Annotated in this window: 23 protein-coding genes; 19 read left to right on the top strand and 4 right to left on the bottom strand. The window is 59.7% G+C overall.

Annotated features, from left to right (window positions below):
• Positions 1-5 precede the first annotated feature (5 nt).
• The 6 genes from BLU39_RS11790 to BLU39_RS11815 all read left to right on the top strand — a co-directional run bounded on the left by BLU39_RS11790 (position 6) and on the right by BLU39_RS11815 (position 7,003).
• Positions 6-776 carry an ABC transporter ATP-binding protein gene (locus BLU39_RS11790; protein WP_035823437.1) on the top strand — a complete coding sequence of 257 codons (771 nt, stop codon included), beginning with the start codon at positions 6-8 and terminating at the stop codon, positions 774-776.
• Complete coding sequence (locus BLU39_RS11795) at positions 776-1,504, top strand: ABC transporter ATP-binding protein (RefSeq protein WP_092713169.1); 729 nt, start codon at positions 776-778, stop codon at positions 1,502-1,504. Before BLU39_RS11790 ends, BLU39_RS11795 begins: the two co-directional genes overlap by 1 nt.
• An 84-nt stretch (positions 1,505-1,588) precedes the next feature.
• On the top strand, positions 1,589-2,797 hold the full coding sequence (locus BLU39_RS11800; RefSeq protein WP_092713171.1) for an ABC transporter substrate-binding protein: 1,209 nt from the start codon (positions 1,589-1,591) through the stop codon (positions 2,795-2,797).
• A 166-nt stretch (positions 2,798-2,963) separates the two neighbouring features.
• Positions 2,964-3,848: a branched-chain amino acid ABC transporter permease gene (locus BLU39_RS11805; protein WP_092713173.1), complete on the top strand. Its 885-nt coding sequence runs from the start codon at positions 2,964-2,966 to the stop codon at positions 3,846-3,848.
• A gap of 31 nt (positions 3,849-3,879) precedes the next feature.
• Positions 3,880-4,860: a branched-chain amino acid ABC transporter permease gene (locus BLU39_RS11810; protein ID WP_092713175.1), complete on the top strand. Its 981-nt coding sequence runs from the start codon at positions 3,880-3,882 to the stop codon at positions 4,858-4,860.
• A 76-nt stretch (positions 4,861-4,936) separates the two neighbouring features.
• The gene (locus BLU39_RS11815; protein WP_092713177.1) at positions 4,937-7,003 is read left to right on the top strand and encodes a 3-hydroxybutyrate oligomer hydrolase family protein; all 2,067 of its coding nucleotides are present in this window, start codon (positions 4,937-4,939) and stop codon (positions 7,001-7,003) included.
• Between the two features lie 46 nt (positions 7,004-7,049).
• Here BLU39_RS11815 and BLU39_RS11820 read toward each other — a convergent pair whose 3' ends face one another.
• The 4 genes from BLU39_RS11820 to sugE all read right to left on the bottom strand — a co-directional run bounded on the left by BLU39_RS11820 (position 7,050) and on the right by sugE (position 9,820).
• Positions 7,050-7,841: an EAL domain-containing protein gene (locus tag BLU39_RS11820; RefSeq protein ID WP_092713179.1), complete on the bottom strand. Its 792-nt coding sequence runs from the start codon at positions 7,839-7,841 to the stop codon at positions 7,050-7,052.
• Positions 7,842-7,885: 44 nt separating this feature from the next.
• Positions 7,886-9,043 carry an iron-containing alcohol dehydrogenase gene (locus tag BLU39_RS11825; RefSeq protein ID WP_092713181.1) on the bottom strand — a complete coding sequence of 386 codons (1,158 nt, stop codon included), beginning with the start codon at positions 9,041-9,043 and terminating at the stop codon, positions 7,886-7,888.
• A gap of 85 nt (positions 9,044-9,128) precedes the next feature.
• On the bottom strand, positions 9,129-9,488 hold the full coding sequence (locus BLU39_RS11830) for an NADH-quinone oxidoreductase subunit A (protein ID WP_092713183.1): 360 nt from the start codon (positions 9,486-9,488) through the stop codon (positions 9,129-9,131).
• An 11-nt stretch (positions 9,489-9,499) separates the two neighbouring features.
• Positions 9,500-9,820 carry a quaternary ammonium compound efflux SMR transporter SugE gene (gene sugE / locus BLU39_RS11835; RefSeq protein ID WP_092713185.1) on the bottom strand — a complete coding sequence of 107 codons (321 nt, stop codon included), beginning with the start codon at positions 9,818-9,820 and terminating at the stop codon, positions 9,500-9,502.
• A gap of 66 nt (positions 9,821-9,886) precedes the next feature.
• Here sugE and BLU39_RS28595 point away from each other — a divergent pair, with 66 nt between their 5' ends.
• From BLU39_RS28595 to atpD, 13 genes are all read left to right on the top strand, one after another.
• Complete coding sequence (locus tag BLU39_RS28595; RefSeq protein WP_157808858.1) at positions 9,887-10,054, top strand: hypothetical protein; 168 nt, start codon at positions 9,887-9,889, stop codon at positions 10,052-10,054.
• Positions 10,055-10,148: 94 nt separating this feature from the next.
• Positions 10,149-12,086, top strand: coding sequence for a tRNA uridine-5-carboxymethylaminomethyl(34) synthesis enzyme MnmG (mnmG, locus tag BLU39_RS11840; protein WP_092713187.1), 1,938 nt, complete (start codon positions 10,149-10,151; stop codon positions 12,084-12,086).
• On the top strand, positions 12,083-12,727 hold the full coding sequence (gene rsmG / locus BLU39_RS11845) for a 16S rRNA (guanine(527)-N(7))-methyltransferase RsmG (protein ID WP_092713189.1): 645 nt from the start codon (positions 12,083-12,085) through the stop codon (positions 12,725-12,727). The genes mnmG and rsmG overlap by 4 nt, the downstream gene beginning before the upstream one ends.
• A gap of 168 nt (positions 12,728-12,895) precedes the next feature.
• Positions 12,896-13,666, top strand: a complete 771-nt coding sequence (locus BLU39_RS11850) for a ParA family protein (protein WP_034752687.1) — start codon at positions 12,896-12,898, stop codon at positions 13,664-13,666.
• Between the two features lie 130 nt (positions 13,667-13,796).
• Positions 13,797-14,684: a ParB/RepB/Spo0J family partition protein gene (locus BLU39_RS11855; RefSeq protein ID WP_092713191.1), complete on the top strand. Its 888-nt coding sequence runs from the start codon at positions 13,797-13,799 to the stop codon at positions 14,682-14,684.
• A gap of 270 nt (positions 14,685-14,954) precedes the next feature.
• Positions 14,955-15,323 carry an ATP synthase subunit I gene (locus BLU39_RS11860; protein ID WP_092713193.1) on the top strand — a complete coding sequence of 123 codons (369 nt, stop codon included), beginning with the start codon at positions 14,955-14,957 and terminating at the stop codon, positions 15,321-15,323.
• Between the two features lie 51 nt (positions 15,324-15,374).
• On the top strand, positions 15,375-16,184 hold the full coding sequence (gene atpB / locus BLU39_RS11865) for a F0F1 ATP synthase subunit A (RefSeq protein WP_046681851.1): 810 nt from the start codon (positions 15,375-15,377) through the stop codon (positions 16,182-16,184).
• 59 nt (positions 16,185-16,243) lie between these two features.
• Complete coding sequence (atpE, locus tag BLU39_RS11870) at positions 16,244-16,522, top strand: F0F1 ATP synthase subunit C (protein WP_034752695.1); 279 nt, start codon at positions 16,244-16,246, stop codon at positions 16,520-16,522.
• A gap of 43 nt (positions 16,523-16,565) precedes the next feature.
• Positions 16,566-17,036 (top strand): F0F1 ATP synthase subunit B, encoded by a 471-nt coding sequence (locus tag BLU39_RS11875; protein ID WP_071325906.1) that lies wholly within the window; start codon positions 16,566-16,568, stop codon positions 17,034-17,036.
• A 2-nt stretch (positions 17,037-17,038) separates the two neighbouring features.
• On the top strand, positions 17,039-17,584 hold the full coding sequence (locus BLU39_RS11880; protein WP_034752699.1) for a F0F1 ATP synthase subunit delta: 546 nt from the start codon (positions 17,039-17,041) through the stop codon (positions 17,582-17,584).
• A gap of 78 nt (positions 17,585-17,662) precedes the next feature.
• Positions 17,663-19,204, top strand: coding sequence for a F0F1 ATP synthase subunit alpha (gene atpA / locus BLU39_RS11885; protein ID WP_034752701.1), 1,542 nt, complete (start codon positions 17,663-17,665; stop codon positions 19,202-19,204).
• A 62-nt stretch (positions 19,205-19,266) separates the two neighbouring features.
• On the top strand, positions 19,267-20,142 hold the full coding sequence (gene atpG / locus BLU39_RS11890) for a F0F1 ATP synthase subunit gamma (RefSeq protein ID WP_092713195.1): 876 nt from the start codon (positions 19,267-19,269) through the stop codon (positions 20,140-20,142).
• Between the two features lie 29 nt (positions 20,143-20,171).
• Complete coding sequence (atpD, locus tag BLU39_RS11895; protein WP_034752705.1) at positions 20,172-21,572, top strand: F0F1 ATP synthase subunit beta; 1,401 nt, start codon at positions 20,172-20,174, stop codon at positions 21,570-21,572.
• Positions 21,573-21,611 lie beyond the last annotated feature (39 nt).

Here is a 21,611-nt window from a genome sequence, read left to right on the forward strand (position 1 = left end):
ACACGATGTCAAACGTAATCTTGGAAACAAGAAATTTGACCAAGGAATTCAAGGGTTTCACCGCTGTGAGCGAGGTGAACCTGAAGGTAGAGCGCGGCCATATCCACGCCTTGATCGGTCCTAACGGCGCCGGCAAGACCACGTGTTTTAACTTGCTCACCAAATTCCTGGTCCCCACTTCCGGACAGATCCTGTTCAATGGGAAAGATATCACGGCCGCCAAACCGGCCCAGATCGCGCGCATGGGCGTGATCCGTTCCTTCCAGATTTCCGCCGTCTTCCCCCATTTATCCGTGCTGCAAAATGTGCGCATCGGCTTGCAGCGCCAGCTCGGTACCTCGTTCCACTTCTGGCAAAGCGAACGGGCATTGAACCAGCTCAACGACCGCGCCATGGCCTTGCTGGCCGAAGTCGACCTGACGGAGTTTGCCGACACCATCACGGTCGATATGCCCTACGGGCGCAAGCGGGCGCTGGAAATTGCCACCACCCTGGCGATGGAACCGGAAATGATGCTGCTCGACGAACCGACGCAGGGCATGGGCCACGAAGACGTGCACCGCGTGACGGAACTGATCAAAAAAGTGTCGGCCGGCCGCACCATTTTGATGGTGGAACACAATATGAGCGTGGTCTCTGGCATCTGCGACAAAATTTCCGTTCTGCAGCGTGGCGCCATGCTGGCCGAAGGCAGTTATGCGGAAGTGTCGCGCAATCCGCAAGTGATGGAAGCGTACATGGGCACCACCCACGCGGAACTGGAAGGGGCGCATTGATGGCGACACAAGTGAATGGCGGCGCACCCGCGCTGGAAATTACACAGCTGCACACCTGGTATGGCGAATCGCACATCCTGCACGACGTGAACCTGAAAGTGCAGCAGGGCGAAGTGGTGACTTTGCTGGGCCGCAACGGCGCCGGCCGCACCACCACCCTGCGCGCCATCATGGGGCTGACGGGCGCGCGCACGGGTTCCATCAAAGTCAACGGCGCCGAAGCGATAGGTTTGGCCACGCACAAAATCGCCCACCTGGGCATCGGGTATTGTCCCGAAGAGCGCGGCATTTTTTCCTCGCTGTCGACGGAGGAAAACCTGCTGCTGCCGCCGACCCTGGCCAGCGGCGAGAAGGGCATGTCGGTGGAGGAAATCTACGCCATGTTCCCGAACTTGCAGGAACGCCGGCACAGCCAGGGCACGCGCCTGTCGGGCGGGGAACAGCAGATGCTGGCCGTGGCGCGCATTCTGCGCACGGGCGCGCGCCTGCTGCTGCTCGATGAAATATCCGAAGGCCTGGCGCCCGTCATCGTGCAAGGGCTGGCGCGCATGATCACCACCCTGAAAGCGAAGGGCTACACCATTGTCATGGTGGAACAGAATTTCCGGTTTGCCGCGCCGCTGGCGGACCGGTTTTATGTGATGGAGCACGGTCAGATCGTCGAGACTTTTGCTGCATCCGAACTGGAGGCCAAGATGCCGGTATTGACCGAGCTGCTTGGCGTGTAGTCCCCTTGTAGTACGCGTATATCTTGTAAGCGTCCATCGTCAGCAATCGACTGAATAGCAAACAATAATCCCAACGGAGACACTATGAAACGTAACGCTATCGCCATTGCCACCGCCACTCTTTGCGCATTGGGCTTGTCCGCTGCCGCGCACGCCCAGGTATCGGGCGACACCATCAAGATCGGTTTTATTTCCGACATGTCGGGCGTGTATTCCGACGTCGACGGCCTCGGCGGCGCGGAAGCCATCAAGATGGCGATCGCCGATGCCGGCGTGGTACTGGCCGGCAAAAAGGTGGAATTCATTTCCGCCGACCATCAAAACAAGGCTGACATCGCCGCTTCGAAGGCGCGCGAATGGTTCGACCAGCAGGGCGTCGACATGCTGATCGGCGGCACCAATTCCGGCGCCAGCCTGGCCATGGCCAAGGTCGCGGCGGAAAAGAAAAAAATCTTCATCGCCATCGGCGCCGGCTCCTCGCGCCTGACGAATGAAGAGTGCACGCCGTACACCGTGCATTACGCCTACGACACGGTGGCATTGGCGCGCGGCACGGGCGGCACCATCGTCAAGCAGGGCGGCAAGAACTGGTATTTCATGACGGCCGACTACGCGTTTGGTCATTCGCTGGAAAAAGACACGGCCGAGGTCGTCAAGGCGGCCGGCGGCAAGGTACTGGGCAGCGTCAAGCATCCGCTGGGCGCCTCGGATTTCTCGTCCTTCCTGCTGCAGGCGCAAGCTGCCAAGCCGCAAATCCTGGGCCTGGCCAATGCCGGCGGCGACGCCATCAACAGCATCAAGGCGGCCAACGAGTTCGGCTTGACGAAATCGATGAAACTGGCCGGTTTGCTGATCTTCATCAACGACATCCATTCGCTGGGCCTGAACCTGACGCAAGGCATGTACCTGACGGATGGCTGGTACTGGGACTTGAATCCTGAAACGCGCGCCTGGTCGAAACGCTATTTCGCCAAGATGAAGAAGGAACCGTCGATGCTGCAGGCGGCTGACTATTCGGCCGCGGCGAACTACCTGAAAGCCGTCAAGGCGATCGGTACGGATGACACCGAGAAGGTCATGGCCTACCTGAAAAAGACCAAGATCAACGACATGTTTACCCAAAATGGCGAAGTGCGTCCCGATGGCCGCATGGTGCACGATATGTACCTGATGGAAGTGAAGAAACCGTCCGAGTCGAAGTACCCATGGGATTACTACAAGGTGGTCGCCACCGTGCCCGGTGCGCAAGCGTATGTGACCAAGGCCGAATCGAAGTGTTCGCTGTGGAAGTAACGCTGTAGCAATCCCTGCGGATCGCCCGCCTGCGCGCGGGTGGTCTGTCCTGCGCGCCATCAGCCCGGCGCGCAGGGTGCGCCTTGCGCCGCCGCCTCCGTTGGCGGTGGCGCGTTTCCCTTGATACCACACCGCTACCCGGCGGTGCTTTTTATACTGTGATGCCATGGAAATTTTCGGCGTTCCATTACCAGCAATGATGAGCCAGCTGCTGCTGGGTCTCGTCAACGGCTCGTTCTATGCCATGTTGTCCCTCGGTCTGGCCGTCATCTTCGGCTTGCTCAACGTTATTAATTTCTCGCACGGCGCCATGTACATGATGGGCGCCTTCCTGGCCTGGATGGGCCTCAGCTATTTCGACATCAGTTACTGGGCCATGCTGGTCATCGCCCCGATTCTCGTCGGCCTGGTCGGCATCCTGATCGAAAAGACCATGCTGCGCTGGCTGTATAAACTCGACCACCTGTACGGCTTGCTGCTGACCTTCGGCATCACCCTGATCATGGAAGGCGTGTTCCGCTCCTTCTATGGCGTCTCGGGACAGCCGTATGCCGTGCCCGAAGCGCTGGCCGGCGCGACGGACCTCGGTTTCATGATCCTGCCGAACTACCGCGCCTGGGTCGTGATCGTGTCGCTCACCGTCTGCCTGGCCACCTGGTTCGTCATCGAAAAAACCAAGTTGGGCGCCTACCTGCGGGCCGGCACGGAAAACCCGAAACTGGTGGAAGCGTTCGGCATCAACGTGCCGCTGATGGTCACCCTGACGTTCGGCTTCGGCGTGGCCCTGGCCGGTTTCGCTGGCGTGCTGGCCGCGCCCATCATCCAGGTCTCGCCGCTGATGGGCTCGAACCTGATCATCGTCGTGTTTGCCGTGGTGGTGATCGGCGGCATGGGTTCCATCATGGGCTCCATCCTGACGGGCCTGGGCCTGGGCGTGATCGAGGGCCTGACCCGCGTGTTTTACCCGGAAGGCTCGGCCACCGTGGTGTTCGTGGTGATGGTCATCGTGCTGCTGCTGCGTCCCGCCGGCCTGTTCGGCAAAGAAAAGTAATCCTCATCAGTCATGTATTGGAGCTACCACGATGAATAAGAATGTAGGCTACGCCATTGCCTTGCTGCTGGCGTTGGCGGCCCCGTTTTACGGCTATCCCGTCTTCCTGATGAAGTTGCTGTGCTTTGCCCTGTTTGCCTGCGCCTTCAACTTGCTGATCGGCTATACGGGCTTGCTGTCGTTCGGCCATGCGGCCTTCTTTGGCGGCGCCGGCTATGTCACCGGCTATGCGCTGCGCACCTGGGGCTGGCCGACGGAACTGGGCTTGCTGGCCGGCGTCGTCACGGGCGCCTTGCTGGGCCTCGTGATCGGCGGGCTGGCGATCCGCCGCCAGGGCATCTACTTTACGATGATCACCCTGGCGCTGGCGCAGATGGTGTACTTCCTGGCCTTGCGCCTGCCCTTTACGGGCGGCGAGGATGGCTTGCAGGGTGTTCCACGTGGAACCTTGCTGGGTACGATAGACCTGGGCAATGACACCGTCCTGTACTACGTCGTGCTGGCCATCTTCATCGCCGGCTTCGCCCTGATCGTGCGCACCATCCACTCGCCGTTCGGCCAAGTGCTCAAGGCGATCAAGGAAAACGAACCGCGCGCCATCTCGCTCGGCTACGACGTCAACAAGTACAAGCTGATGGCCATCGTGCTGTCCGCTTCGCTCGCTGCGCTGGCTGGCGCCACCAAGACGCTGGTGCTGGGCTTTGAGACTTTGACCGATGTGTATTGGGGCATGTCGGGCCTGGTCGTGCTGATGACATTGGTCGGCGGCATGGGGACCTTGGCCGGTCCCATCCTCGGCGCCGTGCTCATCATCGCGCTGGAAAACAAGCTGGGCGACGTCGGCACCTATCTGGCCACGCACACGGGCATCGAGTGGTTCGGCACCCTGGGCGAGTCGGTGGGCATGGTCACGGGCGTGATCTTCGTCATCTGCGTGCTGCTGTTCCGGCGCGGCATCGTCGGCGAAGCCATCGCGCGCTTCGGCGGCAGGGCCGCCAAAGCCGCTGTCTGATTTTCAAGCAACGCCGGACGATTCGTCCGGCGTTTTTCATTGTGCGTCCACTGTTACTTCAACGGAGAGTACCACCATGCAAATGACGATCACGCGCGCGGGCATTGCTGGCATGAGCCTGTGCACCTTGCTGGCGTTGGCAGCCTGCGGCAGCAACCATGCGCCGGAAGAACTGAACCAGATGCCCGGCTACCTGGGTACCATCACGCGGGCCGACTACGACGGCAAGACGAACGATCTGCTGACGGCCGGCCTGGGCAAGACGGGGCTGGCCGGCGCCGCGCCCGCGTATGCGAACGCGGAGCAGCCGACGCCGCTCGAACTGCGCCGCAACGCCATCTATGCCAATTACCGTGCCGTGCTCGACATTGCCGCCAACAGCGGCTACGGCACCTTGTACGGACCGAACGTGGATGCGTCCGGGAACGTGGGCACGGGCGAGGGCCTCGTCGCGGGCAGCGAATACATCGCCTATGCCGACGATGGCACGGGCAAGAAGAACGTCACCTTGATGGTGCAGGTGCCGGCCAGCTTCGACCCCGACCGCGCATGCATCGTCACGGGCACGTCGAGTGGCTCGCGCGGCATCTACGGCGCCATCGGCAGCTCGGGCGAATGGGGCCTCAAAAAAGGCTGCGCCGTGGCGTATGCGGACAAGGGTTCCGGCACGGGCCTGTACGTGTTCGAGGACGACAGCGTCAACCTGCAAAATGGCGTGCGTGCGGGCAGGGTAGCCGCCGGTAAAAACGCCATCTTCGCGCCGGACCTGAGCGACGCCGAGCGGCTGGCCTGGGCGGGCAGCAATCCGAACCGCATCGCTTTCAAGCATGCGCACTCGCAGCAAAATCCCGAGAAGGACTGGGGCAAGGTCACCTTGCAGGCCGTCGAGATGGCGTATTACGTGTTGAACGAGCGCTACGGCGTACTGGCCCGCGACGGCAGTTCGCGCGTCGTGCGGCTGACGCCGAAGAACACCATCACGATCGCTTCGAGCATTTCCAATGGCGCCGGCTCGGCCTTGCTGGCGGCGGAACAGGATAGCAAGGGCTTGATCAGCGGCGTGGCGGCCAGCGAGCCGCAAATCCAGCCGGCGGCGTCGGGCGCCTACACCGTGCGCCAGGGCGGGGCGGTGGTGGCCAATCCCGGCCGTGCGCTGTTCGACTACGCCACCTATGCGGCCCTGTATCAGCCGTGCATCGCTTCCGTGGCAGGCAATGCGGGACGCTGCACGGCGCTCGTCGCCAAGGGCTTGTTGAACGGCGCCGACCTGGCCGCGCAGCAGGCGGACGCGAAGCAGCGCTTGCGCGCGTATGGCTGGTTGCCCGACTCCGATCCCTTGCAGGCGGCGCACGCGGGCACGAACATCCTCGTGGCCGTCACCTATGCGTATGCCTACGGAAAATTTTCCGTGACCGATAAAGTGTGCGGTTTCACGTTTGCGCAGACGGATGCCGGCGGCAATCCGATCGCGTTTACCTCGACGCAGAAGGCGGCCAGCTTTGCCGCGCAGAACGGTATCCTCGGCAATGTCGTGTACGAGAACAGCGTGGGTGGCGCCAAGGTCTACACGGCCGGCGTGTCGCCGTCGAGCAGCCTGGCGGACCAGTCGCTCGACGGCTTCCTGTGTTTGCGCAGCCTGGCGACGGGACGCGACACCGTCAGCGGCGCCAACTTGCAGGGGACATTGGCGACGCAAAGCGTGCGCGTGCGGGCGGGCGTGGCCGAGGTCGCGGCCAGCGGTAAATTGAACGGCAAGCCGGCCATCATCGTGCACGGGCGCAGCGACACCCTGATTCCCGTCAATCAGGCCTCGCGCGCCTATCTGGGCCTGAACGCCGCCGTGGAAGGGAACAGCCAGTTGCGCTATATCGAGGTGACGAACGCCAACCACTTCGATTCCTTCAGCAACGCCTTGCCGACCTTGATCGTGCCGCTGCATGTGTACCTGAACCGGGCGCTGGACGCCATGTATGCGCACTTGAATGCCAAGCAAGCCTTGCCGCCATCGCAAGTGGTGCGCACGGTGACGCGCGCCGATGCTTCGACCCTGATCACGAACGTCAATGTGCCGGCGATCGCCACGGCGCCCGCGCCCGGCAATGTCATCAGCGTGACGGGCACTGTCGTCGATATTCCCAACTAGGCTGTCTTGCCTGTGGATGCTGCGGCCACGTTTTACGTGGCCGTTTTTATTCCCAGGCCGACTCGGCGATGCAGCCCAGTCCCTGGAACACGGGCCTGGAAAACCAGTAGCCTTGCATCAGCGAGATGCCGCAGCTGGCAAGAAAGTCGCGCTCGGCGCGTGTCTCGATGCCTTCGGCCAGCACGCGGATACCGAGTTCATGGCACAGGCTGGCGATGGCCCGCACGATGGCCTGGCGCGGCGTGTGCGTATCGATGCCGCGCACCAGGTCCATGTCGATCTTGATGATGTCGGGCTGGTATTCGGCCAGCAAGTTCAAACCCGCATAGCCGGCGCCGAAATCATCGATGGCCGTCTGGAAACCGAAGCGCCGGTAGGCGCGGAAAATCTCGACCAGATGGGGACGGTCCTGCACCCGTTCGCCTTCCGTCACTTCAAAGATGATTTTGTCGGTAGGGAAGCGATGCAGCCTGGCCGCTTCCAGGGTGCTGCGGATGCACACTTCGGGACGGTAGACGGCGTTGGGCAGGAAGTTGATCGATAGAAAGCCCTGCATGCCCAGCCTGGCAGCGCCGGCCACGGCCTTGACGCGGCAAGCCTGGTCGAAGCGGTAGCGGTTGTCGTCGTTGACTTGCGCCAGCACGCTGGCCGCGCTTTCGCCGTTGGGGCCGCGCACCAGCGCCTCGTGCGCATAGATGCTGCGGGTGGCCAGGTCGACAATGGGCTGATAGGCATACTCGAAGGCAAACGGCAACGGCGCGCTGTCGTGGCAGCCGGCGCAGGCACCGTGCGGAAAGTGGGTGCTGTCAGGATGGATGGGGATGTCGGGAGGCGTCATGGCGGCAGTGTAGCAGGGTGGGGTGGCGGACTCCGTCTGCTGGCTCACAGTGCGGCCGCATAGATGGCGCGCGCGTCGCTGCGGGTGACGGGACGGGGATTGTTTCCCAGCAAGCGCGTCTGCAGCATGGCTTCGTCGGCCAGCCGGTCCAGGTCGCTGGCCACGATACCCACTTCGCGCAAGGTGCGCGCGATGCCGGTGGCCACGGCAATTTCCTGCATGGCCTCGATCAGGGCCATGGCCCGCGCTTCCTCGCTGCCCGCGATGCCGGGCTGCAGGATGGTCGCCAGTTGCGCATACAGGGGCGCCGCATGGGACAGATTAAAACGCAGCACGTGCGGCAGCACCAGCGCATTCGACAAGCCGTGTGGCACGTGGAACAGTCCACCGATGGGATAGGCGAGCGCGTGCACGGCGGCCACGGGCGCGTTGGCAAAGGCCTGGCCGGCCAGCATGGCGCCCAGCAGCATGGCTTGGCGCGCCGGCACGTTGGCGCCATCGCGGCAGGCCGTGACCAGGTTGCTCGACAGTAGTGACAACGCCTGCGTGGCCAGCATGTCGGACAATGGATTTTTCAGCAGGCGGCTGGTGTACGCTTCGATCGCATGCACCATGGCGTCGATGCCCGTGGCGGCCGTCACGGCGGGCGGCAAGCCCAGGGTCAGGCTGGCGTCGAGGATGGCCAGGTCCGCATACAGTTGCGGCGCGACCACGCCCATCTTGCTGGTGGCGCCCGTGGTGACGATGGCGATGTGCGTCACCTCCGAGCCCGTGCCGGCCGTGGTCGGCAATTGCACGAGGGGCAGGCGCTTGCCGTGGACATTGCCGATGCCATACAGTTGCGCCAGTTCCTGGTGGCCTGGCGCCAGCACGGCGATCAGTTTGGCTACGTCCAGCGAGCTGCCACCACCGAGGCCGATCACCAGTTCCACGTGAAACATCTGCGCCTGGGCCACGCCGGCCAGTACGATGGCTTCGGGCGGATCGGCTTGCACGTCGGAAAAGACGTGGACCTCGATGCCGGCAGCCTGCAAGCTGTGCAAGGGAGCATCGGCCAGGCCCGTGCGTAAAAAACCCGCGTCGGTGACGAGCAGGGCGCGGCGCACGGTGGGGAAGTGGTGGGCGATGTGCGTGCCCAGTTGGGCGGCGGCGCCCGGTTCGACGATCAGATGCGGCACGGTGCGGAACTGGAAGGCGGACATGCGTACTCCTGACGAGAAGGACAGAAGCCAAGCTTACTCCGCTTTCCAGCCCCGCGCCTGTTTCACGTGAAACCAGATGCGTCGCTTACTCCCAGTCCAGCGCGCCTTTTTTCCACTCATAGACCAGTCCGATTGTCAGCACGGCGAGAAAACCCATGACGGCCCAGAAACCGGGCAAGCCCAGTGCATGGACATTGGCCGCCCACGGCATCAGAAAGATGACTTCAATATCGAACAGGATGAACAGGATGGCGACCAGGTAGAAGCGGACGTCGAACTTCATGCGCGCGTCACCAAATGCTTCGAAGCCGCATTCGTACGGCGACAGTTTTTGTGGGTCCGGTTTGTGCGGCCCGAGCGCGCGGCCCAGCAGCATGGGCACGATGCCGACGAGAATGCCGATCAGAATGAACAGGAGAACGGGAAAATAGTTTTCGAGGAGCATGGGGATTCCTCTCAGTGGCTGGACGACAGTTTCATCAGCACGATGCCGCACACGATGAGGACGGCGGCGCACACGCGCAGGGTGTTGACTTGCTCGCCCAGAAAAACGATGCCGACGATAAAGGCGCCGACGGCGCCGATGCCAGTCCAGATCGTGTAGGCCGTGCCCAAGGGCAGGGTGCGCATGGCCAGTGACAGCAAGCCGAAGCTGGCGATCATCGTCACCACAGTGACAAGGGAGGGAGTGAGTCTGGTGAAACCTTCGGAGAGTTTCATCGAGTATGCCCACACGACTTCAAGCATGCCGGCAATGAGTAATAGTATCCAGGCCATGGCGGCTCCTTATACAGAGCGGGCCGTCCCGGTGTGTTCCCATGATGGGGGAGGCCGTCCTCCTGGATGATCGTCACGATGGCCACAGGCGTGGCCACGGATGCGGACGATGCGGCAATTGTAGCAAACATTGCAGGACGCCGCAGCCCCGTCGCGGGCGCTTTGCTGGCACTGCTGCGTGTTCCACGTGAAACAAAAATCGTCGTTGACTGGCCCATGCTGAGTAAAAATTAAGCAAAAATTGGCCCGTGGAAGGTTGCGCTTGCAAAAAGACTCTATAATCGGAGCTCTCTTCCCGCATTTTTACTTGCACTGTTACCTATTTATCATGTTATTTCCTACAGAATTCGACGTCATCGTTGTCGGCGGTGGTCACGCCGGCACCGAGGCGGCCCTCGCTTCCGCCCGCATGGGGCAGAAGACGCTATTGCTCACGCATAATATTGAGACGCTGGGCCAGATGTCGTGCAACCCCTCCATCGGTGGCATCGGCAAGGGCCACCTGGTCAAGGAAGTCGATGCCATGGGCGGCGCGATGGCGATTGCCACCGACGAGTCCGGCATCCAGTTTCGCATCCTGAACTCCTCGAAAGGCCCGGCAGTCCGCGCCACGCGCGCCCAGGCCGACCGTATTTTGTACAAGGCCGCCATCCGCACGCGCCTGGAAAACCAGCCGAATCTGTGGCTGTTCCAGCAAGCCGTCGATGACCTGATCGTCGAAGGCGACCGCGTGGTTGGCGCCGTGACGCAGATCGGCTTGAAGTTTCTTGCGCGCGCCGTCGTGCTGACGGCCGGTACCTTCCTCGACGGCAAGATCCATGTCGGCCTGAACAATTACTCGGCCGGCCGTGCCGGCGACCCGCCCGCCATCTCGCTGTCGGCCCGATTGAAAGAGCTGAAGCTGCCGCAAGGCCGCTTGAAAACGGGCACGCCGCCGCGCATCGATGGCCGCACGATCGACTTTTCCGTCATGCAGGAACAACCGGGCGACCTCGATCCCGTGCCCGTGTTCTCCGTGATGGGCAACACGGCCATGCACCCGCGCCAGGTGCCGTGCTGGGTCACGCACACGAATAGCCAGACGCATGACATCATCCGTGCCGGCCTGGACCGCAGCCCCATGTACACGGGCGTCATCGAAGGCGTGGGCCCCCGTTATTGCCCGTCGATCGAAGACAAGATCCACCGTTTCTCGGGCAAGGAATCGCACCAGATCTTCCTCGAGCCGGAAGGCTTGACGACGCACGAGTTCTATCCGAACGGCATCTCCACGAGCTTGCCGTTCGACGTGCAGATCGCGCTGGTGCAGTCGATGAAGGGCATGGAAAACGCCCACATCCTGCGCCCTGGCTACGCCATCGAATACGATTATTTCGACCCGCGCGGCTTGAAAGCCTCGCTGGAAACGAAGGCCGTCACCGGCCTGTTCTTCGCCGGCCAGATCAACGGCACCACGGGCTACGAGGAAGCGGCCGCGCAAGGCATGCTGGCGGGCCTGAATGCGGCCTTGCTGACGCAGGACAAGGAAGCCTGGGTACCGGGCCGCTCCGAGGCCTATCTGGGCGTGCTGGTCGACGATCTGATCACCCAGGGCGTGCAGGAACCGTACCGCATGTTCACCAGCCGCGCCGAATACCGTTTGAGCCTGCGCGAAGACAATGCCGACATGCGCCTGACGGAAATCGGCCGCGCTCTGGGCTGCGTGGGCGACGCCCAGTGGCAAGCGTTCGAGACCAAGCGTGAAGCGGTGGCGCTGGAACTCGAGCGCCTGCGTTCCACGTGGGTCAACCCGCGCATCCTGGCGGCCGCCGAATCGGAGCGCATCGTTGGCCAGGCCATCGAGCGCGAATACTCGCTGGCGGACTTGCTGCGCCGCCCGAACGTCGCCTACGACACCCTGATGAGCATGACGGGCATCGAAGGCCAGCCCCTGGCCGGTCCCGGCGTGGAGGATGCGGCCGTGCGCGAACAGGTGGAAATCCAGCTCAAATACGCGGGCTACATCGAGCGCCAGAGCAAGGAAATCGAGCGTCACGAACACTATGAAAACCTGGCTTTGCCCGAAGGTTTCAACTACCTGGACATCAGTGCGCTGTCGGTCGAAGTGCGGCAGAAACTCGACAAGCAGCGCCCGGAAACCCTGGGCCAGGCATCGCGCATTTCCGGCGTGACACCGGCGGCCATTTCGCTGCTGCTGGTGCACCTGAAAAAGCGCGGCTTTGGCGCCGCGCACACCACCACTTTAAAGGACGAGGTTGTTGAATGAAGCAGTTTGACCGGGCCGCACTGGCCCCCATTTTGAATGAAGGCATCGCCGCGCTGGGGCTCGATCTGAGCGCGGATCAGACGGAAAAACTGCTCGATTACCTGGCCTTGCTGGCCAAATGGAATAGCGTGTACAACCTGACGTCGGTGCGCGATCCGATGCAGATGCTGACCCTGCATGTGCTCGATTCGCTCGCCGCCGTGCCGGCGTTCGCGCAGGCGAAAAACGTGCTCGACGTGGGCGCCGGCGGCGGCTTGCCGGGCATGGTCCTGGCCATCGCGCGGCCCGATATCAAGGTGTCGATGATCGACACCGTGCATAAAAAGACGGCTTTTTTGACGCAAGTGAAGGCTGAACTGGGCTTGAGCAACGTCACCGTGTACACGAAACGGGTGGAACAGCTGGAAGTGCAGCAGAAATTCGACGTGATCACCTCGCGCGCCTTTGCCGACCTGTCCGACTTTGTCAACTGGTCGAACCATGTGCTGGCCGAGGGCGGGCAATACATCGCCTTGAAAGGGGTGGCGCCGCCAGACGAGAGAGAGCGACTGCCGGCAGACTGGAAAGTGACGGAATTACGAGCAATCCGGGTGCCAGGGCTAAATGCAGAGCGTCATCTGGTCTTTATAGCAAGAATTTAAAAGCCGAAAAATTAAACGGTATAAATCATATAAACAGTTCATACGGTATAAATTATATAAACCGTATAAACGATTTATATCGTATAAATGAAATAAACAGTATAAATCGTTTCGGCAGGATGCCGGGGCGCATGATGAAGTTTGCATCTCTTTACAACTAGAAGATACATGGCCAAAATTTTTTGTGTAGCAAATCAAAAGGGTGGTGTTGGTAAAACCACAACAAGCGTCAACCTCTCCGCCGGTCTGGCCAAGTTGAACCAGCGCGTTCTGCTGGTCGACCTCGACCCGCAGGGCAATGCGACCATGGGCGCCGGCATCAACAAGGCCGGCCTGAAGGCGTCGACCTATGAAGTGATGCTGGGCGAGTCCGATGTCAAAACGGCACGCCAGCGTTCGGAAGCCGGGCGCTTCGATGTCCTGCCGTCGAACCGCGAGCTGGCCGGCGCCGAAGTGGAGATGGTCGAGCTGGACAACCGCGAACGCCGCCTCAAGGATGCGCTGGCCGAAGTGGACGGCGAATACGACTTCATCCTGGTAGATTGCCCACCGGCATTATCGATGCTGACCCTGAACGGCCTGTGCGCCGCGCATGGCGTGATCATCCCGATGCAGTGCGAGTACTACGCGCTGGAAGGCTTGTCCGACCTGGTCAACACCATCAAGAAGGTGCATGCCAATCTGAACCCGGACTTGAAGATCATCGGCTTGCTGCGCGTGATGTTCGATCCGCGCATGACATTATCGCAACAAGTGTCGGCGCAGCTGGAACAGCACTTCGGCGACAAGGTGTTCAATACCATCATCCCGCGCAATGTGCGCCTGGCCGAAGCGCCGTCGTACGGCTTGCCCGGCGTAACCTTCGACCCGAGCTCGAAAGGCGCCCAGGCGTATATCGCTTTCGGCGCCGAGATGGTCGAACGCATCAAACATATGTAAACAGCAGTATCGGGGTCGGACCCTTTGGGTCTGACCCCGGCTTTAGCGGTTGGGCTGAAAAACTGCCAACCCCAAGAAAAATACTGGGGTCGGACCCGGAGGGTCTGACCCCTTAGTTAATTAGGACAGCATGGCTACGAAAAAATTAAAAGGACTGGGTCGCGGACTCGACGCCCTGTTGGGCGGCGGCGGTGGCGACTTCGCCAGTCCGGACACGAATCAACCGTCGAACTTGCCCGTGTCGCAAATGCAAGCGGGCAAATACCAGCCGCGCACGCGCATGGACGAGGGGGCCTTGAATGAACTGGCCGCCTCGATCAAGGCGCAAGGGCTGATGCAGCCGATCCTGGTGCGCCCGATCGGGCAAGACACCTTGAGCGGACTTGTCAAATATGAAATCATCGCCGGCGAACGCCGTTTCCGCGCTTCGCAATTGGCCGGCCTGACGGAAGTGCCGGTGCTGGTGCGCGATGTGGACGACTTGGCCGCCGCGGCCATGGCGCTGATCGAGAATATCCAGCGCGAAGACCTCAATCCGTTGGAAGAAGCGCAGGGCATTCACCGCCTGATCGCCGACTTCAGTTTTACGCATGAGCAAGCGGCCACTGCGCTGGGACGCTCGCGCAGCGCCGTGTCGAACCTGTTGCGTTTGATGAACCTGGCAGCTCCCGTGCAAACCATGCTGATGGCCGGCGATATCGACATGGGCCACGCGCGCGCGCTGCTGGCCGTCGATGCGGCCAGCCAGATTACCCTGGCGAACCAGGTCGTGGCCAAGCGCCTGTCCGTGCGCGAAACGGAAAAGCTCGTCACCCGCACGCTCGAGGAAGCGGCCAACCCGGTCGAACCGCGGCAAAAGGAAAAGTCCGGCGACATCGCGCGCCTGGAAGAAGAGCTGTCCGATGCGCTGGCCACGCCCGTGGTGTTCAAGATGGGCAACAAGGGCCGTGGTCAATTGGTGATCGATTTTGCCGATCTTGACGTATTGGATGGTTTGTTGACCCGCTTGCGTGGTTAAATAGCAAGCTGCAAAGGCAGGGGCCATGCGGGTGTGGACAACCGGGTCATGCTTTCCGGATGCACCACGTGATTCCTTGATAACACGGCTGGGAGCGGCCAGACAAGCGGCTTTGCCATATAGTGGTGCAAATGGCGGCGAATAGTCGGTAAAGCGTCAGTTTCACGCAGCAATTGCCCTGCTGCGGTGCAGCAACGTTTGACTCTATAGATCAAAGCCAACTATAATCCCGTGTCTTTGCGTGTGTAGATTTTTCTGGGAACTTGGCAATTGAGTGATTCACAACAAAGTATTGCCAAGCCAGTCTACAAAGTAGTTGCCTTGCAGCTAGCAATCGCTATCAGTTTTGCCACGGTCACCCTGTTTTTCGGTGGCAGTGTGAAAGGCTGGTCCGCCGCATACGGCGGCGCTATCGCAGTCATCGGTAGCCTGGTGTATGCCCTGTTGGTAGTTCGCGGTTCTAGCGACGCCAATAAGGCATTCCGGGCGCATTTGCGCGCAGAAGTGGTGAAAATATTTATCACAGCGGTGCTGTTTATATTGGCACTGGTGTTGTTTCAGTCGGCCGCCTGGTTATGGCTGATCTTGGGTTTCGCGGTGGCAACCTTAGCATACTGGTTTTCATTGCTCGCTGTTTAATCATTGGTTTTGGGGCCTGTTGAGCTCTGAAACGACAAATCTAAATTCATTATGACCACAGAACACGCTATCGAAGCGGGCCATGCTGCCCCGGCCAACGCCACAGAATACATCAGTCACCATCTGGCCCACCTGAGAAGTGCCGACGGCATGATCAATCTGGATACGTTCTGGATTTCGGCCATTCTGGGCTTTGTTTTCCTGGCTGTTTTCTATATGGCGTCGCGCCGCGCGACGGCTGGTGTCCCTGGCAAGTTGCAAAACTTCGTCGAAATGGTCATGGAAATCGTCAATGACACTATTAATGGGGCCTTCCACGCGAAAAGCAAGGTCATCGCGCCGCTGGCCATCACTATTTTTGTGTGGGTCTGGTTGCTGAACGCGATGGACTTCCTGCCGGTTGACCTGTTGCCGAAGATTCTGAGCTGGTTTGGCGTGCATAAACTGCGCGCCGTGCCGACCGCCGACGTCAACCATACCTTCGCCATGTCGCTGTCGGTCGTGCTGTGCGTGATCGCCTTCTCGATCAAGGCCAAGGGCCTGGGCGGCTGGATCAAGGAACTGTTCACGGCACCGTTCCATGCGAGCGGCCTGATCGGCACGATCGCCCTGGCACCTGTCAATTTCCTGCTGCAAATGGTTGAGCTGGTTGCAAAACTGATCTCCCTGTCGCTGCGACTGTTCGGCAATATGTATGCCGGCGAACTGATTTTCATCTTGATCGCGTTGTTGCCTTGGTGGGCACAGTGGGCGTTGGGTGGTCCATGGGCAATTTTCCATATCTTGATTGTAACTTTGCAAGCTTTTGTGTTTATGGCGTTGACGGTTGTGTATCTGAGCCTCGCGGTTGAGAAACATTAATCATTAACTTTATATTTTGTTTTTTTAGTATCTTTCGTTTTTAAATTTAGGAGAATTTTATGCAAGCTCTGATCGCACAAGTACAAAGCATGACCGTTCTGGCAGCAGCAATCATCATCGGCCTGGCCGCAATCGGCACCGCTCTGGGCTTCGCTATCTTGGGTGGCAAATTCCTGGAAGCTTCGGCACGTCAACCAGAACTGATGCCACAACTGCAAACCAAACTGTTCGTTATCGCTGGTCTGCTGGATGCTATCTCGATGATCGGCGTTGGTGTTGCTCTGCTGTACACGTTCGCTAACCCGTTCCTGTCCGCTCTGACGGCTGTTGCTCAGTAATTCGCTCCAACCCTAGGAGAAACTTTTAGTTAGGAGCAAAGGTATGGACATCAATATGTCGCTCATCGGCCAGATGATCACCTTCGCGGTGTTGGTCTGGTTCTCGATGAAGTTCGTATTTCCAGCGCTGAACAACGCGCTGGATGAGCGTGCCAAACGAATCGCGGATGGATTGGCTGCGGCCGATCAAGGTCAGGCTTCGATGGCAGTCGCTGAAAAGCGTGCGCAAGAGGCATTGAACAGTGCACGTGAAGAAGCGTCGCAACGCGTTGCTGACGCTGAAAAGCGCGCGCAGCTGGTTGCTGAAGAGATCAAGCAAAATGCACAAGCTGAAGCTGCGCGTATCATTGCGCAAGCCCAGTCGGACGCCGAACAGCAACTGTCGAAAGCACGCGAACAATTGCGCGCTCAGGTGGCTGACCTGGCTGTCAAGGGTGCCGAGCAGATCTTGAAGCGTGAAGTAAACCCAACGGCTCACGCCGAAATGTTGCAGCGTCTTGCTGTCGAGCTGTAATCATGGCAGAACTCGCAACCGTCGCCCGTCCCTACGCGGAAGCTTTGTTCCGCGTAGCCCAAGCTGGTAAGGAGTCAAGCAACCTCGCGGCGTGGTCCGAGCTGGTGTCCGAACTGGCACAGATCGGTAGCCACCCCGAGGTACAGGCGTACGCGCGCAATCCGAAAGTTTCGGAAAGCGACGTCGCCGCCACCATCCTGTCGTTGTTGAAATCGCCGCTCAATGAGGAAGTGAAAAACTTCGTCACGATGTTGATCGAAAATGGCCGCATCAGCCTGCTGCCGGAAATCGGCGCGCAATTCCATGCCTTGAAAAATGGCCTGGAAGGTGCGGCTGACGCCGAGATCACGAGCGCTTTCGATCTGAGCGAAGGCCAAACGGCCGAGCTGGTCGCAACGCTGGAAAAGAAATTCAGTCGTAAGCTCAACCCTGCCGTCACAGTGGATCCATCGCTGCTCGGCGGCGTGCGCGTGGTCGTTGGCGACCAGGTGCTCGATACCTCGGTGCGCGCCAAGTTGCAGCAACTGCACGCTGCACTGGTGTCGTAAGACACGCGCTTCGGCAGGCCAGCTTAGACAGACCCTTACCCCTCGCGCAAGCTGAGAGAAACACTTTTAGGAGTTAGTATGCAACTCAACCCATCTGAAATCAGCGAGTTGATCAAGAGCCGGATCCAAGGTCTTGACGGCGGCGCTGAAGTGCGTAATCAAGGCACGGTTATTTCCGTCGCCGACGGTATCTGCCGCATCCACGGTTTGTCGGACGTGATGCAAGGCGAGATGCTGGAATTCCCAGGCAACACGTTTGGCCTGGCAATGAATCTGGAACGCGACTCCGTCGGTTCCGTGATTCTGGGTGCCTACGAGCACATCTCCGAAGGCGACACGGTGAAATGCACCGGCCGCATTCTGGAAGTGCCAGTCGGTCCTGAGCTGCTTGGCCGCGTTGTCAACGCGCTGGGCCAGCCGATCGACGGCAAAGGCGCCATCGAAACCAAACTGACGGCCGCGATTGAAAAAATCGCCCCGGGCGTGATCGCCCGTGAATCCGTTTCGCAACCGATGCAAACCGGCCTGAAGTCGATCGATGCGATGGTTCCAGTTGGCCGCGGCCAGCGCGAACTGATCATCGGCGACCGTCAAACCGGCAAGTCGGCTGTGGCGATTGATGCGATCATCAATCAAAAAGGCCAGGGCATGAAATGTATCTACGTCGCGATTGGCCAAAAAGCCTCGTCGATCAAGAACATCGTGCGCTCGCTGGAACAGCACGGCGCGATGGAATACACCATCGTTGTCGCCGCTTCCGCTTCGGAATCGGCCGCCATGCAATACATCTCGCCGTACTCCGGTTGCGCCATGGGCGAATACTTCCGTGACCGCGGTGAAGATGCACTGATCGTCTACGATGATCTGTCCAAACAAGCTGTTGCATACCGTCAAATCTCGCTGCTGCTGCGCCGTCCACCAGGTCGCGAAGCGTACCCAGGCGACGTGTTCTACCTGCACAGCCGCCTGCTGGAACGCGCAGCACGCGTGAACGCCGACTACGTCGAGAAGTTCACCGACGGCGCCGTCAAAGGCAAGACCGGTTCCTTGACGGCGTTGCCGATCATTGAAACGCAAGCTGGCGACGTGTCCGCATTCGTTCCAACCAACGTGATTTCGATTACCGACGGTCAGATCTTCCTGGAAACCTCGCTGTTCAACGCCGGTATCCGTCCTGCAATTAACGCCGGTATTTCCGTATCGCGCGTCGGTGGCGCCGCCCAGACCAAGGTCATCAAAAACCTGTCCGGCGGTATCCGTACCGACTTGGCGCAGTACCGTGAACTGGCCGCGTTTGCGCAGTTCGCTTCGGACCTCGATGAATCGACCCGCAAGCAGCTGGACCGTGGTGCCCGCGTAACGGAATTGCTCAAGCAAGCCCAATACTCGCCACTGTCGATCTCGCTGATGGCCGTATCGCTGTTCTCGGTGAACAAAGGCTTCATGGACGACGTGCCAGTCAAGCAAGTGCTGTCGTTCGAAGCTGGTGTCCACGCTTACATGAAGACCAAGCAAGCTGCTCTGCTGGCCAAGATCGAAGAAACCAAGCAACTCGACAAAGACAGCGAAGCAACTCTGTCGGCGGCCATTGCTGATTTCAAGAAATCCGGCGCATATTAAGCGGCCAGGCGGCGCCCACCTCGAGTGAGGCGCCGCCCTACGCGCAGAAGGAGTAAGGACTCATGGCATCAAGCAAAGAGATACGAGGCAAGATCAAGAGCGTAGAGAATACGAAGAAGATCACCAAGGCGATGGAAATGGTCGCCGCGTCCAAAATGCGCAAGGCGCAAGACCGGATGCGGGCCGCCCGTCCCTACAGTGACAAGATTCGGAATATCGCCGCCAATCTGGCGACCGCCAATCCGGAATACACGCACCCGTTCCTGGCAGCTGCCCAGGGTACGCAAGCGAAGGCAGTGGGTTTCATCGTTGTCACGACCGACAAGGGTCTGTGCGGCGGCATGAACACCAACATCCTGCGCCAGGTGACGTCGAAGTCGCGCGAGCTGGAAGCAGCTGGCAACCGGATTGAAGCAGTTGCCATCGGTAACAAGGGTTTGGGTTTTTTGAATCGCATCGGCGTCAAGATCGTCGCCTCTGCCATTCAAACTGGTGATACGCCCCACCTGGACAAATTGATCGGACCTGTCAAGGTCATGCTCGAAGAGTTCCAGGCTGGCAAGCTCGACGCAGTGTACCTGTGCTACACCAAATTCATCAACACGATGAAGCAGGAACCAGTGGTCGAACAGTTGCTGCCATTGACGGCCGACAAGATGGTCGTCGACAAGAGCGCTCACTCGTGGGATTACATCTACGAGCCGGATGCACAAAGCATCATCGACGAATTGCTGGAGCGCTATGTAGAAGCGCTGGTGTACCAGGCAGTCGCGGAGAATCTGGCGTCCGAGCAATCGGCACGGATGGTCGCGATGAAAGCTGCAAGCGACAACGCGGGTAGTGTGATCGGCGAATTGAAGCTGATCTACAACAAGACCCGCCAAGCTGCGATTACCAAAGAACTCTCCGAAATCGTCGCCGGTGCGGCTGCGGTTTAAACGAATTTAACTATATTGAAGGAACGAACATGGCTGATGGCAAAATCGTTCAGTGTATCGGCGCTGTGGTGGACGTTGAGTTTCCCCGCAACGCGATGCCTAAGGTATTTGATGCCTTGAAGATGGCAGGCTCGGAACTGACCCTGGAAGTACAACAGCAGTTGGGCGACGGCATTGTCCGTACCATTGCACTCGGCTCGTCCGATGGCCTGCGTCGCGGCATGATGATCCAAAATACCGGCAAACCTATCATGGTGCCAGTCGGTAAAGCAACCCTGGGTCGCATCATGGACGTGCTGGGCAATCCGATCGACGAATGCGGCCCCGTGTCGCACGAGCAGATCGCGTCGATCCACCGCACCGCTCCCGCATACGACGAACTGTCGCCATCGCAAGAACTGCTGGAAACCGGCATCAAGGTGATCGATCTGGTTTGCCCGTTTGCAAAAGGCGGTAAAGTGGGTCTGTTCGGCGGCGCTGGCGTAGGCAAGACCGTGAACATGATGGAACTGATTAACAACATCGCCAAAGCGCACAGCGGCGTGTCCGTGTTCGCCGGTGTCGGTGAGCGTACTCGTGAAGGTAATGACTTCTACCACGAGATGGCTGACGCGAAAGTGGTCGATCTGGAAAACCCGGAGAACTCCAAAGTCGCGATGGTCTACGGTCAGATGAATGAACCGCCAGGTAACCGTCTGCGCGTTGCGCTGACCGGCCTGACGATCGCTGAATCGTTCCGTGATGAAGGCAAGGACGTTCTGTTCTTCGTCGACAACATCTACCGCTTTACGCTGGCTGGTACCGAAGTCTCGGCACTGCTGGGCCGTATGCCGTCGGCTGTGGGTTACCAACCGACCCTGGCTGAAGAAATGGGCCGTCTGCAAGAGCGTATTACGTCGACCAAGACCGGTTCGATCACCTCGATCCAGGCCGTCTACGTTCCAGCCGATGATTACACCGATCCGTCGCCTGCTACCACGTTTGCTCACTTGGATTCGACCGTTGCGCTGTCGCGTGACATCGCTTCCCTGGGTATCTACCCAGCCGTGGACCCACTGGATTCGACCTCGCGTCAGCTCGATCCGTTGATCGTTGGTCAAGAGCACTATGACACCGCGCGTGCCGTGCAAACGACCCTGCAACGCTACAAGGAATTGCGCGACATTATCGCGATTCTGGGTATGGACGAGCTGGCACCGGAAGACAAACTGCTGGTCGCCCGCGCACGTAAGATGCAGCGTTTCCTGTCGCAGCCTTTCCACGTCGCTGAAGTCTTTACCGGCGCGCCTGGTAAATACGTTTCGCTCAAAGACACGATCAAGGGCTTCAAAATGATCGCTTCGGGCGAACTCGATCACCTGCCGGAACAAGCGTTCTACATGGTCGGCACGATCGAAGAAGCAATCGAAAAAGCCAAGAAACTTAACTAAGTTAAGTCTGGGCCTAACCCCGCCCCTCAGAAGGCGGGG

This window comes from Janthinobacterium sp. OK676, assembly GCF_900103595.1.
Lineage (GTDB): Bacteria > Pseudomonadota > Gammaproteobacteria > Burkholderiales > Burkholderiaceae_D > Janthinobacterium.

What these genes read in the sequence shown, in the direction of transcription:
- BLU39_RS11790 (WP_035823437.1), top strand. Translation starts at nt 6, where the DNA reads ATGTCAAACGTAATCTTGGAAACAAGAAATTTGACCAAGGAATTCAAG.
- BLU39_RS11795 (WP_092713169.1), top strand. Translation starts at nt 776, where the DNA reads ATGGCGACACAAGTGAATGGCGGCGCACCCGCGCTGGAAATTACACAG.
- BLU39_RS11800 (WP_092713171.1), top strand. Translation starts at nt 1,589, where the DNA reads ATGAAACGTAACGCTATCGCCATTGCCACCGCCACTCTTTGCGCATTG.
- BLU39_RS11805 (WP_092713173.1), top strand. Translation starts at nt 2,964, where the DNA reads ATGGAAATTTTCGGCGTTCCATTACCAGCAATGATGAGCCAGCTGCTG.
- BLU39_RS11810 (WP_092713175.1), top strand. Translation starts at nt 3,880, where the DNA reads ATGAATAAGAATGTAGGCTACGCCATTGCCTTGCTGCTGGCGTTGGCG.
- BLU39_RS11815 (WP_092713177.1), top strand. Translation starts at nt 4,937, where the DNA reads ATGCAAATGACGATCACGCGCGCGGGCATTGCTGGCATGAGCCTGTGC.
- BLU39_RS11820 (WP_092713179.1), bottom strand. Translation starts at nt 7,841, where the DNA reads ATGACGCCTCCCGACATCCCCATCCATCCTGACAGCACCCACTTTCCG.
- BLU39_RS11825 (WP_092713181.1), bottom strand. Translation starts at nt 9,043, where the DNA reads ATGTCCGCCTTCCAGTTCCGCACCGTGCCGCATCTGATCGTCGAACCG.
- BLU39_RS11830 (WP_092713183.1), bottom strand. Translation starts at nt 9,488, where the DNA reads ATGCTCCTCGAAAACTATTTTCCCGTTCTCCTGTTCATTCTGATCGGC.
- sugE (WP_092713185.1), bottom strand. Translation starts at nt 9,820, where the DNA reads ATGGCCTGGATACTATTACTCATTGCCGGCATGCTTGAAGTCGTGTGG.
- BLU39_RS28595 (WP_157808858.1), top strand. Translation starts at nt 9,887, where the DNA reads ATGATCGTCACGATGGCCACAGGCGTGGCCACGGATGCGGACGATGCG.
- mnmG (WP_092713187.1), top strand. Translation starts at nt 10,149, where the DNA reads ATGTTATTTCCTACAGAATTCGACGTCATCGTTGTCGGCGGTGGTCAC.
- rsmG (WP_092713189.1), top strand. Translation starts at nt 12,083, where the DNA reads ATGAAGCAGTTTGACCGGGCCGCACTGGCCCCCATTTTGAATGAAGGC.
- BLU39_RS11850 (WP_034752687.1), top strand. Translation starts at nt 12,896, where the DNA reads ATGGCCAAAATTTTTTGTGTAGCAAATCAAAAGGGTGGTGTTGGTAAA.
- BLU39_RS11855 (WP_092713191.1), top strand. Translation starts at nt 13,797, where the DNA reads ATGGCTACGAAAAAATTAAAAGGACTGGGTCGCGGACTCGACGCCCTG.
- atpB (WP_046681851.1), top strand. Translation starts at nt 15,375, where the DNA reads ATGACCACAGAACACGCTATCGAAGCGGGCCATGCTGCCCCGGCCAAC.
- atpE (WP_034752695.1), top strand. Translation starts at nt 16,244, where the DNA reads ATGCAAGCTCTGATCGCACAAGTACAAAGCATGACCGTTCTGGCAGCA.
- BLU39_RS11875 (WP_071325906.1), top strand. Translation starts at nt 16,566, where the DNA reads ATGGACATCAATATGTCGCTCATCGGCCAGATGATCACCTTCGCGGTG.
- BLU39_RS11880 (WP_034752699.1), top strand. Translation starts at nt 17,039, where the DNA reads ATGGCAGAACTCGCAACCGTCGCCCGTCCCTACGCGGAAGCTTTGTTC.
- atpA (WP_034752701.1), top strand. Translation starts at nt 17,663, where the DNA reads ATGCAACTCAACCCATCTGAAATCAGCGAGTTGATCAAGAGCCGGATC.
- atpG (WP_092713195.1), top strand. Translation starts at nt 19,267, where the DNA reads ATGGCATCAAGCAAAGAGATACGAGGCAAGATCAAGAGCGTAGAGAAT.
- atpD (WP_034752705.1), top strand. Translation starts at nt 20,172, where the DNA reads ATGGCTGATGGCAAAATCGTTCAGTGTATCGGCGCTGTGGTGGACGTT.